Here is an 11,816-nt window from a genome sequence, read left to right on the forward strand (position 1 = left end):
TTAAAATTACGGCACTCTGAGAAGGCTGCCTTTTTCCGCCTCCCGTCCTTTCAAAGAACGCCCCGCCTCAACCTTGACCTCTTGATGCAGATAACCCATCTTTTTTTTCAGAATCAATTGAACCCTATCGAGTTCTTTTTTCAAATGCTCCACCTCTATCTTCAAGACGAGAATCCAACAGAGAAAGAAAAAGCACACCAGGCATAAAACAGGAACAATCATGACAGTCCTCCCGTAAAGGCGTGATAATAACTACGGAACTACCAGAAAGGCAAGCGCGAGTCAGGTATTCAAAGAGCAAAATCAAAACCATTGAAAAGCTGGCCTGCTTGATGCGCCATTATGTATTCCGTTGTGTTGCAATATGAGTGTTAACATGGTTTAATAACACGTAGAGGCAGTGAGCGTGACAAGCGACCTGTTTCGCCGTGAAGTCTAGCAAAGAGCTAGAACGGACGAACGGCTTGCCAGACACCCCCTCAGGAGGATGCAGCCATGAGCAAATATATTGTGGTAGTTGCTGATACGCAAAGTGCCCGAATTTTCACTTTAAAAGATTCCCTTACCCCTGAAATCGAGTCCAGCCCCAAACTGGTCGAAGAACAGGCAATAATCAATCCTGAGAAATTAATTGAGACAAAAATGCAACGGGGTACCCCTGCCAGTGGACGAAATAAAACAGGATCGGGCGGGTCTTATGCTTTTGATGATCACCGAGGCAAACATGCTCAGGATGAACTCCGGAAGTTCTCCGGTATTATTGTTAAAGAGACACTCAAACAAGCCCGCAAGGCCAGCGCCCATACACTTGTATTGGTCGCCGAAGGGAAAACACTGGGAGTGATCCGGGACGCAGTGGCTGGAATTAAAGTCAAGGGACTCTCAATCCGCGAGTGTGACCTTGAATTAACCGGCGAACCCACGGCCAAAATCCAAACACTTCTCGCCCGACGGGAACTTCTGCCAGGCGTGAAAAAACCGTCTCAACGGGTAAGGAAATAGCAGCGACTATAGTGAGCCGCCGAGCAAGAGGCTCATGATGAAACGAGATACGGGATAGAGAATTCCGTCCAATGCGCCCAGCCAGAGCAGACCGAACAGAATGAAAATTCCGTATCGTTCGATACTCAAATATTCTTCAGCCCATCTCCCCGGCAAAAGACCGTAAAGTACACGCGACCCATCCAGCGGGGGGATGGGGATCAAGTTGAAAACCGCCAGTGTTACGTTCGTCAAACAAAAGAAGAGTAGAAATTTGCATACCACCATCGCCCAAGGCGTCCCAATCATGGCCACCCCGTGAAACAGCAAACCCCCGATCAAGGCGAGTGAAAAATTGGTCAATGGACCGGCCGCCGCGGTAATCATGACCCCCCGCTTATAATTCCTGAAATTATAAGGATTGATCGGCACCGGTTTAGCCCAACCCAACAGAACCGGACTGTGGGTTAACACCAGAATGAGTGGCAGCAGGATTGAGCCGAACAAATCAATGTGGGCAATTGGATTAAGCGTCAACCGATTGGAATATGCCGCCGTGGGATCACCCAGCTTGTAAGCGGCATACCCGTGCGCCACCTCATGCAAAATGATCGAAAACACCAACGACACCACTAAAAATAAAGTTGTTTCAATATCCATAATGCGCAGCACTATACACTAACACCGCAGAATGTAAAATTGAACCCCATGCGGTTCAATACCCCTCACCTCAATCCTCTCCCACAAGGGAGAGGAAGGCATGAGCACACCATCAGATCAATCTTGTCCACATCCCAAAATATGGCATAATTAATGCATGAATTTTTGGTCACGGTCCGCCTACTTAAGGGCAGCCTTTACGGTCTGCCTGTTATGGGTTGGCACGCTTGCGAATGCCTTCGCAGTCGTAGAGCCCTTAATCGTGCCCCCGGGCGGGTTGGCCCCCGCCAACACCCCTCAAATCGTCTTATTGACGTTTGACGACTCGGTCACCACCAACATGCTTGCGTTGGTTCAGCGGGTGCTGACAAACCATTATAACCCTAATGGCAACCCCATTAAGGCTACATTTTTTGTTTCTCTCGACAGTAATTTTGATGGAGCCTCACTTCAACATCTCTATGCCGATGGACATGAAATCGCCGTCCATACCATGTCGCATTCGACCACTACTAATTCCGATCTGACCCGCTGGCATCAGGAGATTGCCGGTGACCGGCGTGTCCTATCCGAGTTAGCGCAAATCCCCGTAGAGGCCATTGTCGGCTTTCGCGCCCCGTTCCTGTTAATGAATGACGACGCCTTCTCAGTCCTCGCAAGTCGGGGGTTTCTATATGATTCATCATTTGCAGAAAATTTGGCCTCGAACAGTAAATCACCTGACGCCATGATTTGGCCCTACACGCTTCATAACGGGATCCAGCAAAAAGCGAGCCCTGAACGTATGCCGACTAACAGTTATCCCTCCCTTTTCGAGATTCCAATATGGGATCATTTCCCCAGTAACGGACTCCCCGTGGTAATGGATCCGCCATCCGCCTATTCCGCCGCGGAAGTTGATGCGCTTTGGAAAACCAATTTTGCACAGCATTATAATGGGAATCGCGCACCCTTCGGGCTTTTCCTACATGCCACCACCACCAATCAATGGCTTTCTAATCCAACGAAATCTTCTGAGCGCGTTGATACTCTAAACACCTTCATTGTGTGGGCTCTGGATCATACCAACACCTGGTTCATTACCTGTCGCGACCTGGTCAACTTTATGACTGCACCAGTCTCTACCAGCGAAGCCACAACCAACACCCTTTTTCTGACTCACACGAAAACGTACTATCCTTCAAACTCAATAACGGCCTGCAGTTACCATAACGCCCAAACGTTTACGGTCTGTGGCCCGTGCCTCCCTGCCTCCCCCGGATATACCAATGCTTATTACGGACTTGTCCCGCTCGCAGGCGGGGCAGTTAGCATCACAATCTCTTCACAGTACGTCGATTATGCCGCATGCTCTTTACTGGTGTCTAACAATACGACGAATGCTGTCTATAATTGGCAAACGTCTTTTACGAAAAGTACGGGAAAGGTCATTTTCACGAACTATGACGTCGCTTTGTCCCAAACAGGCAATCTGGTCAATGCAAACGCAAAGCAAAATGTTAAACATATCGCCCCTGGAGAATTCAGGCAATTTCACTTCCTACTCACAAATGGCGTGGCGGCATTCACAAATGAACAAATTACTCTATTTCAACTGGGAGCTTCCGATATTATGTTGCAAACGAGTGACTCCGAACCCAATGGCATTCAATGGTCCGACAACGCCCATGAATACACCGTAGAATGGTCAAGCAACCTGGTAGAGCAAGTCTGGAATCAGGCCACAAACAAGTTGTTCCTGCCTGTTTTCACCAATGCATTACCCGGCCCCATCAACCCCTTGTTCTATCGGGTCAAAGGTGCGATCTATTAGTTTTTCCTTCTTGACCCTCCCCTTCCCCTCATACAGGATACGGCCCCATGAGCACGGAACAATCTATTCTATCCATGGAACATCTCGCCTCTCTTTGCAAGCGGCGCGGATTCATCTTTCAGAGTTCAGAAATTTATGGCGGCCTGAACGGCTTCTGGGATTACGGACCGCTGGGCTGCGAACTGAAGCGTAACGTCCGCGAAGCCTGGTGGCAGGACATGGTCGGTACTCGCGAGGATGTGGTGGGCCTTGATTGCTCCATCATCATGCACCCCCGTATCTGGGAAGCCTCCGGCCATGTGGGCGGCTTTACAGACCCGATGATAGACTGCCGGGGCTGTAAAAAACGATTCCGCGCCGACCAATTGTTCGAAGAACTCGGTCTCACGCCGAATGCCTGCGAAAAGGTCGAGGAAAAATTCAAGGTCCCTGAGGGAACAAAGTGCCCCGCCTGTGGCTCTAAAGAATTTACCGAGCCCCGCGCCTTCAACTTGATGTTCAAAACCTTCGTTGGTCCGCTTCAGGATGAGTCCTCTGTGGCTTACCTGCGTCCGGAGACGGCTCAGGGTATTTTTGCTCAATTTGGCAATGTCATGGCCACCTCCCGGCAAAAGGTACCCTTCGGCATCGCCCAGATCGGCAAAGCCTTCCGCAACGAAATCAACCCGCGCAATTACACCTTCCGCTCGCGGGAATTCGAACAGATGGAACTCGAATTTTTCGTCAAGCCGGGCTCCGACCAACAATGGCACGAGTACTGGGTTGCTGAGCGTATCAAGTGGTACCAAACCATCGGCCTGCCCAAGGAAAGCATCACACAGTATGTCTATCCTAAAGGCGAACTGGCGCACTATGCCAGCGCCTGCGTTGACATCATGTATGCCTTCCCCTTTGGCGTGCAGGAACTCGAAGGTATCGCCGCCCGCGGCAACTTCGACCTGAGCCGTCATCAGGAATTCAGCGGTAAGTCCATGGAGTATTTCGATCAGGACACCAATGAAAAGTTCATTCCCCATGTCATCGAGCCCTCCGCCGGCGTGGACCGTATCTGTCTGGCTCTGCTCTGCAACGCCTACCATGAGGAATGGATCCCCAAGGAAGGCCCCGTGATCGAGGCTGAACCCGGCAAGCAACCACCTGAGGGCTATGAGGCCCGCACCGTGCTCCGCTTCGCCCCGCGCGTGGCCCCCATCAAGGTTGCCGTTTTCCCTCTGCTCAAGAACAAACCAGAACTGGTCGAGAAGGCTCGCGGCATCTTTACCGGGCTGCGTCGCCACTGGGCCTGCTTCTATGATCAGACAGGCGCCATCGGCCGCCGTTATCGTCGTCAGGATGAAATCGGCACCCCGTTCTGTGTCACAGTCGACTTCGATACGCTCACTGATAACACCGTCACCCTGCGTGAGCGCGACTCGATGAAACAAGTCCGCATTCCCGTGGATAAACTTGAGGCCGAGATCTTTGCCAGGATGGGGATGTGAGTAAGTCAGCAGCAGGCAGTAGGCAGTTTGCAGTAAACAGTAGGCAGAAGACAGTGAGCAGAAATATCTGTTGCCCACTGCCCACTGCCCACTGCTCACTGCCCACTGTCTTCTGTCTTCTGTCTACTGTCTTCTGTCTACTGTCTTCTGCCTACTGTCTCCCTGCGACCGCCCAGACCAATGACATCAGCGAGTCGCAGACAACGGCAGTTGCAGAGCTACCGGGGGTAGATGAATTGATGGCCAACTTGTTGGCGCGGCTTCCGTCGAAACCCATTACCCTTACGGGCGAATTGGTAACAACTGACGAAAAAGAACAAAAAACAAAGCTGAATGTCATCATTCAACTCCGGTATCCCCAGGAGGCAACTTATACCCTCTGCGATACGTTTGGAAAGTCGCTCGAGCAGCTCACCGTGACCCGAAATAAAGGAATCACCTCCTATCGTTACCTGTCAGGAGATCCCCTGACCCCGGCCGCTGTACCACCTCAGGACACCCGGATTCAGAATACCGCACTGTGCTGGATGGATCTGACGCTCGGGTTCCTTTGGTGGGATGGCGGCAAGATTATAGGCCGTGTAGAAGCCAGAGGGCAGCCCTGCTATTTACTCGATCGCCGTGCTCCGCAGGATAACATGGTCCCTTATGCCCGCGTCCAGCTCTGGGTCGACACAAGAATCTCCATGCTGATCCAAGCCGATGGCTACGATATGCTGGAAAATCTTTCCCGCCGACTCTGCATCAAAAGCTTCAAGAAGATCAATCACGAATGGATGATTAAAGATCTTGAAGTTGAGGATCTGACGCATCGAGCCGTCACCCTCCTCCGCATCCGTGACGCCGTGGCAACAGAGCCCTGATTACACCCCCTGAATAAGTCCGGCCATATCCGCAGGTAGCGGGGCCTCAAAATGGAGTGCTTGTTTTGTGGTGGGATGCGAGAACTCCAACTCCATGGAGTGCAGAGCTTGCCGTGATATCCGCAGACGACGCCAATCCTCTGACGTCATGGCATCAGTACAAAACCGCACAAAAATCATGGGATCAGGACCATAGATCTTATCGCCAACCACGGGGAATCCAAGCGAGTGCAAAGTTGCCCGGATCTGATGGAGCCGCCCCGTATGCAGAACCGCCTCCACAACACTGAGTCCATTGACGGCTCGAATCCGCCGGAAATCAGTTAATGCCCATTCTTTCCCGGCAACAGTTTCAGGTGGAGGCATCGAGGGCTCGCGCCCTGACTGATCCTGCTCAAAACGCCGGCGTTTATGTACCCCGGAGCCCGGGTCCGGCAGCATCCAGCCCGCCGCCCGCCGCGAATCGGGAAACTCCCCTTCCACCAGCACCACATAACGCTTCACCACTGACCGTTTCGAAAACTGAGCCCGGCAATTCGTTTCCGCCTTTGCGTTCTTGGCCACGAGTAATAGGCCTGAGGTTTCCCGATCCAGTCGATTGACCAACGCCGGCGATTCAAGACAGTGATGTGTTTTTAGCCAGGCCCATAGGGTATGGTTGAAATACCGGCCCGCTGGATGACAGGGAAGATTCGGAGGCTTATTGATCACCATGACGTCATAGTCTTCAAAAACAATGTCGATATCAAAACAGACGGAGGGCTCAGGCATATCTCGAGCAATAAATTCCACCCGGTCTCCGGCGACAAGCCGGTGATCACGCGTAACAGCAGTGCCATTAACCTGAACCCGGTCCTCAAGAATGTGCGCCAGCCATTCATCACGGGAATGATAGGTGAAGCGGGCGGCAAGATAATCGGGTAGAAGCGCCCCGCCTTGACCCGGCGCCAAAATAAACTGGATTCGTCGTTTCATGTGGGGTTCATTTTACCCCTTCTTGACTTTCGGGCAATGTTTGTCTTGTATGGAGGGCTATTACGGGAGGATCAGCAATGGCAACGACACCATATGGAAATTTGTTACAGGGCGACACAGTAGTCATGGATCGCCAGTTTGAGGCATTCCAAAATCAGCCTGTGGATCAGGAGTGGATTCCAGAAATTAAGGAAGCCGACCATTTTCAAACAACCATAGGCAAAGCAGTTTCTGTCACGGGACCCGGCACATTTTTCGGACGTGCCCAGCGAACCCTGCACCTCGAACCCACACATACGGAGGGCTGGTGGTTTGATCGGACGGATTTACCTGACGCCATGCCCATCCGGGTGTCGGCCAATAATGTCTGGACCACACAACGCAATATCGTGCTTTGCAGTGGCTCACCCCACAATTACATGCGTATGGTGGAACATATCGTAGCCCTCCGGCTGGCCTTGAATGTGGACAATCTGATGATCCGCATGGATTCCGGAGACCCGCCCCTGTTTGACCGGGGCAGCATGGATCTTGTTGAGGCCATTGAAAAAGCAGGAATCGTCAAAACGGATCAACCTGCTCACTATATTACTGTGAAAGAACCCGTCGCCATCCTGGCGCCGAACGGAAGTTTTCTGGTTTTCACCCCCTGTACGGATCCGGTGCCGCAGCTCAATCTGGATGTTGCTGTAAACTTCAAAACAGCCATTGGCCAGCAGCGGCTTAAAATCCGATTGACCCCTGAAACCGGGCGCTACGGCTCACTCGCCCGAACCAACTGCTCGTTTACTCAAATGCTGTTCACAAAAACCATTGGCAAACTTTTCGCTGATGTCAGGAATCTTGGCTATACCAACAAGAACATCCTCGTGGCAGGACGCCGGAAGTATTACAATACCCCCACGATGATCCATGACGGAAAGTCGCTTGAACCGGTTTGGCACCGCACGATTCTTGATCTGGCGGCGGCACTGGCTCTTATCGATACCGGACGGTTCGTCGGGAATGTCTACTCTTACAAAGCTGGACACGCACTGGACGTAATCATGGTTCGCAAACTATTTGAACGTGACCTGTTCTGTACCTACAAGTAAGGAAAGCCCTCCGTGTCAAACCATCAACTCAAACGCTGGCTTCTGATTAATTACGCGGGCTATCCTTTCACCTCCAGCAGCCTGATGCCCGACAATGGTCTGGCGAATCTGGCGGGCATCATCCTCGCCACAGGCGGGGAAGTGACCATCCTCGATTATGGTACCGTCAGTACCGTTGCCCGAATGACCTCGCCTGAGTTGGAACAGCGCCTCACTTGCGCCTGGAGCAATCTGCGTAGCACAAAGCCGGGAGCAGTCTCAGCCCTCCGAAAACTTGCCACCCTGACCGTTCTCCCCGGCGCGGAACGGGAACGCCAGCGGCTTCAGGATTCGCTGATAGAAGACATCGGCAGGGAACTGATCGCGCATATTCGAAGCAAGGACATCCAGGCGGTTGGATTCAAACTCTGGAACGGCGATGGACTATCCGGTTCGGCTGTGCTGGCCCACCGCATACGCCGGGAATGCCCAGGAGTCAAAATCTTCGGGGGTGGACCCCATGTGGATCTCTTTCAGGATCGCCTCCTCCGTCGCTACCCGTTCTTTGACGCGATGATCTATGGAGAAGGAGAGGACACCCTCCGCGAGCTCTGCACTGATGGTGCTGCCTCGGAAGCCTATCCAGGAATACCCAATCTGATCTACAGCACCGGCAGCGATATCCATATGACCGAGGAGAAAATGGTCATGGATCTCGATTCTCTGCCCATGCCCGTTTATGATCCAGTCGTATATCCCGCCATGGCGGGCGATGAGAAAATTAAGATCATCGTCATCGATGAGAGCCGAGGCTGCCGTAACGACTGCGCCTTCTGCATCCATCCGATCAAAAGCCACAAGAATGTCCGGATGAAAAGCATCAGCCGGCTGATGCGGGAGGTACACCGGCTTCAGAACGATTACGGGTTTAACGCCTTCCGGTTCGCCGGGTCCTGTACCCCCTACTCCCTGTTGAACGACTTTGCAGCCGAAGTGGTTCGACAAGCCATTCCCTTGCAATATGCCTCCTTCGCCCATATCCATCACAGTGGGGAGGCAAATTTTGAGTTGATCCGCCAATCGGGCTGTGTAGCCCTTTTCTTCGGTATTGAATCCGGGAGCCAACAGATTCTGGATCGCCTCCAAAAACGGATTACAACCGCAGAGATCACCCAGGCGATCCAACGCGCCAATCAGGCCGGGTTGTTTACAGTTGGAAGTTTGATCTTTCCGGCACCGGGCGATACGCCCGGGACCGCCGCCGAAACGCTCGAACTCATCCGGGGTCTCCATCTGGGATCCATCACCCTGCAACCCCCCATCGTGATGCCCCGGACCCGCTGGTTCGAGAATCCGGGCTCGTTCGGTTTCGGGATTGCAGATATGGAGAAATACCTCAACATCGGCATGACCTGGAAAGTGAAGCTCCAGCTACCACCCAGATTTTGGAATCCCCTCCCCATCACGCTTGATGGACGATCGTATCGCAAGATGCTGGCCCGAACCGCTGAATTTGCGAAACAGCTGGCGCCTATGGGCATTCCCACATCCATTTCCGACGAGAACTACCTGATGAGCAAGCTTGCAGGCCTTGATCCCGTTACGTTCCGGGATCGCAGTCTGGCCGCTTTCTATGCTGGCAATACCACCGTGCTCCGCGCGCTGATTCAATCCATCAACCGAGCTGGTACGGGATCCGTAAAGTGATCCGCGTTCCTTCACCGGGTTGGCTCTTGATGCACACCTCCCCACCATGAGCCTCCGTTACCTGACGTACAATTGACAGCCCCAGGCCGGTGCCTCCTGAGTTTTTTTTGGTGGTAAAAAAAGGATTTTCAGTCTGGCGGATCTGTTCCTCACTCATCCCGCAACCATTATCCTCGACACTGATTTCCACGAACTGACCACTCACAAAAAAACTGACCCGAACTTTTCCTTTTTTGTCCGGCACAGCTTCCAAGGCATTGATAACCAAGTTTTGGACCGCCCGCCCCACCTGTACGGCATCAATCTCAACAAGCACCCCCTGCTTGCCGGGTTCCGCCACAAGCTCCGCCTCCCGCGCTTCTGCTTTTTTTCCACAATCCTCCGTAATGGAGTGGATCAGTCGCCACAAATCCGTGGGCGCCCGGTGCAGTTTACCCCTGCTGGCATCCAACCACATCTCAGCCAGATCGCGGCAATGCAGCACACTTTTTTCAATGGTATCAAGATAGCCCGTGGTCTCTTCCCGGTCTAAACCTTCAAGCCCCCCCTGAGTCTCGATCTGTTGTGAAAGCAAATCCACATATCCTAGAATTACAGTCAAAGGGCTCCTGATATCGTGTACTAGTTCAGCTGATTTCTGACCTAAAGAGGCAAGGTTCTCCCGACGCTCCAACTCTTCTTTGAGCGCATGATTCATCCGCAGCAATTCCCCCTCCGCCTCCTTCCGACCTCGTGCCCGCTGGGTTCGCTGAACGTGCCGATGGATGATTTCCCGCAACTCAAAGGCGTCAAATGGCTTCTTGACGTAATCATTGGCGCCCAGTCGCATCGCTTCCTGGGCCGTTTCCAATGCACCAAATCCGGTGAACATGATCACCGATACAACCCCATCAAGCTCACGGATCATCCGTAACCCTTCGATGCCGCTCTTGCCAGGCATGCGAATGTCCATGACCACCGTATCAGGATGATGCTCCTTGAGCATGGCAACCCCTGCATCCACCGAATCGGCACACAACACACGATAGGAGGTATTCAGGAGGATCCGTAAACTTTCGCGTGGCCCCCGTTCGTCATCAATTACCAGAACCGTAGGTTGAACGGTGACGGCCACCGCATCAGCATTAGAATAAGCGACCATAGGAAACACTCATTAGGTGGGAGGTTGTCTCATAGGTACCGTTGTAGGCCGGGTTCTGATTCTGCGCCACATCGCGGTCGCCGATCAGACTATATCCATAAGCCAGGTCGAGGCGGTTCAGTCCATAGTGCAATCCCGCGCCAATGGTGAATACCTGCCTGCTGGCATCGGGAAGCGTCGGAGCTAGAGTCTCCTCCGGAACGGGACTCTGGAGGTAAATATATCCAGCTCGCAAGGTCAGGGCCTCAGTCGCCTTCCAATCGGCACCCAAACCAAACGTCCATGCGTCTTTCCAATTCTGACGGATCACTGCCGGAGCGGTTGGCTTCGGTGAGGTTGGGCCATTGACTAAGGGATTGTTATTGCCCGCATCAAGACTCAGAGAGTCATAACGTGAAAATTCCACCCACTCGACATCCGCCTCCACACGGATGGTGTCGGTCAATTCCACACCATAGCCGAACCCAATAATTGTCGGAAAATCAATCGAGGATTCAAAATCACTCGAAGGGTTCAGGCCCACTGCCTGCGCCCCACTGAACTCACTGTCACCCTCATAGTCCACTTTGACAGGCGACCGGTAGGTCAAGGCCAGGGTCTGGGCCTTGGTCGGGCGATACGTCACGGCGGCATTCCCGCCTAAACCCGTGCCATCTCCCTGAAGGTGGGCCGTCCCATCCGGCATGGCCCCCCCCGTTAGCAAAGACCACGGCAACACCTGCTTCATATCCAGCCGCGACATGTACACATCCAGGCCTACGGCGACACTGATCTGGTCGCTTAGTTTGGTGGCAACCGTGGGGTTAACGTTAATCACCGTCAGCTCGGCTGAATACGGTGCAGAATAGCGGAACGCGCTGGATTTATCCCATACGGTCGACTGGCCAAACGGGGTCGTTATCCCCAACCCGGCCGTAAAGTTATGATTTGATGAAGGTAGAGCTACAAAGAGGTTTGGAAGCAATTTCCAGGAGTCTTCAGTTACGGCTGTCCCCATAGGCGAATTAAATTTCGTGCTGGTATCAATAATTGTGACCGCCCCAAGCACTTGAACTTCCTGAATTCCCGTCAAGTTGGCCGGATTATGCTCTACGGCTGAGGCATCATCTATCTGAGCAATTT

The 11,816-nt window shown here is 52.8% G+C and carries 11 protein-coding genes; 6 read left to right on the forward strand and 5 right to left on the reverse strand.

Annotated elements, in window-relative coordinates; genetic code table 11:
- Positions 1 to 6: 6 nt before the first annotated feature.
- On the reverse strand, positions 7 to 222 hold the full coding sequence (locus WCI03_10780) for a hypothetical protein (GenBank protein MEI8140338.1): 216 nt from the start codon (positions 220 to 222) through the stop codon (positions 7 to 9).
- A gap of 273 nt (positions 223 to 495) precedes the next feature.
- Here WCI03_10780 and WCI03_10785 point away from each other — a divergent pair, with 273 nt between their 5' ends.
- The gene (locus WCI03_10785) at positions 496 to 1,002 is read left to right on the forward strand and encodes a host attachment protein (protein ID MEI8140339.1); all 507 of its coding nucleotides are present in this window, start codon (positions 496 to 498) and stop codon (positions 1,000 to 1,002) included.
- A 6-nt stretch (positions 1,003 to 1,008) separates the two neighbouring features.
- Here the strand turns inward: WCI03_10785 and WCI03_10790 are convergent, their stop codons facing one another.
- Entirely contained in the window at positions 1,009 to 1,641 is a 633-nt protein-coding gene (locus tag WCI03_10790; GenBank protein ID MEI8140340.1) for a site-2 protease family protein, read from the reverse strand.
- A gap of 157 nt (positions 1,642 to 1,798) precedes the next feature.
- On the opposite strand from WCI03_10790, the gene WCI03_10795 reads away from it, so the two are divergent.
- From WCI03_10795 to WCI03_10805, 3 genes are read left to right on the forward strand one after another with little or no spacing between them, the layout of a single operon-like run.
- On the forward strand, positions 1,799 to 3,454 hold the full coding sequence (locus tag WCI03_10795; protein ID MEI8140341.1) for a polysaccharide deacetylase family protein: 1,656 nt from the start codon (positions 1,799 to 1,801) through the stop codon (positions 3,452 to 3,454).
- Positions 3,455 to 3,501: 47 nt separating this feature from the next.
- Positions 3,502 to 4,935, forward strand: coding sequence for a glycine--tRNA ligase (locus tag WCI03_10800; protein ID MEI8140342.1), 1,434 nt, complete (start codon positions 3,502 to 3,504; stop codon positions 4,933 to 4,935).
- A 53-nt stretch (positions 4,936 to 4,988) separates the two neighbouring features.
- Positions 4,989 to 5,798, forward strand: a complete 810-nt coding sequence (locus WCI03_10805; GenBank protein ID MEI8140343.1) for an outer membrane lipoprotein-sorting protein — start codon at positions 4,989 to 4,991, stop codon at positions 5,796 to 5,798.
- On the opposite strand, the gene WCI03_10810 is transcribed toward WCI03_10805, so the two are convergent.
- Positions 5,799 to 6,773, reverse strand: coding sequence for an RluA family pseudouridine synthase (locus WCI03_10810; GenBank protein MEI8140344.1), 975 nt, complete (start codon positions 6,771 to 6,773; stop codon positions 5,799 to 5,801).
- A gap of 77 nt (positions 6,774 to 6,850) precedes the next feature.
- Here WCI03_10810 and WCI03_10815 point away from each other — a divergent pair, with 77 nt between their 5' ends.
- Both WCI03_10815 and WCI03_10820 read left to right on the forward strand, forming a co-directional pair.
- Positions 6,851 to 7,867 carry a UDP-3-O-acyl-N-acetylglucosamine deacetylase gene (locus WCI03_10815; protein MEI8140345.1) on the forward strand — a complete coding sequence of 339 codons (1,017 nt, stop codon included), beginning with the start codon at positions 6,851 to 6,853 and terminating at the stop codon, positions 7,865 to 7,867.
- 12 nt (positions 7,868 to 7,879) lie between these two features.
- Entirely contained in the window at positions 7,880 to 9,553 is a 1,674-nt protein-coding gene (locus tag WCI03_10820; protein ID MEI8140346.1) for a radical SAM protein, read from the forward strand.
- Here the strand turns inward: WCI03_10820 and WCI03_10825 are convergent.
- On the reverse strand, positions 9,522 to 10,694 hold the full coding sequence (locus tag WCI03_10825) for a hybrid sensor histidine kinase/response regulator (GenBank protein ID MEI8140347.1): 1,173 nt from the start codon (positions 10,692 to 10,694) through the stop codon (positions 9,522 to 9,524). The genes WCI03_10820 and WCI03_10825 overlap by 32 nt on opposite strands.
- On the reverse strand, positions 10,678 to 11,816 hold a 1,139-nt coding region (locus WCI03_10830), incomplete at its 5' end, for an outer membrane protein transport protein (protein ID MEI8140348.1). The genes WCI03_10830 and WCI03_10825, both read right to left, overlap by 17 nt.

It is taken from the genome of bacterium (assembly GCA_037143175.1).
GTDB lineage: Bacteria > Verrucomicrobiota > Kiritimatiellia > CAIKKV01 > CAITUY01 > JAABPW01.

Excerpts from the sequence above, each read along its gene's own strand:
- WCI03_10780 (MEI8140338.1), bottom strand. The coding sequence starts at position 222 with ATGATTGTTCCTGTTTTATGCCTGGTGTGCTTTTTCTTTCTCTGTTGG.
- WCI03_10815 (MEI8140345.1), top strand. The coding sequence starts at position 6,851 with ATGGCAACGACACCATATGGAAATTTGTTACAGGGCGACACAGTAGTC.
- WCI03_10825 (MEI8140347.1), bottom strand. The coding sequence starts at position 10,694 with ATGGTCGCTTATTCTAATGCTGATGCGGTGGCCGTCACCGTTCAACCT.
- WCI03_10790 (MEI8140340.1), bottom strand. The coding sequence starts at position 1,641 with ATGGATATTGAAACAACTTTATTTTTAGTGGTGTCGTTGGTGTTTTCG.
- WCI03_10795 (MEI8140341.1), top strand. The coding sequence starts at position 1,799 with ATGAATTTTTGGTCACGGTCCGCCTACTTAAGGGCAGCCTTTACGGTC.
- WCI03_10785 (MEI8140339.1), top strand. The coding sequence starts at position 496 with ATGAGCAAATATATTGTGGTAGTTGCTGATACGCAAAGTGCCCGAATT.
- WCI03_10800 (MEI8140342.1), top strand. The coding sequence starts at position 3,502 with ATGAGCACGGAACAATCTATTCTATCCATGGAACATCTCGCCTCTCTT.
- WCI03_10810 (MEI8140344.1), bottom strand. The coding sequence starts at position 6,773 with ATGAAACGACGAATCCAGTTTATTTTGGCGCCGGGTCAAGGCGGGGCG.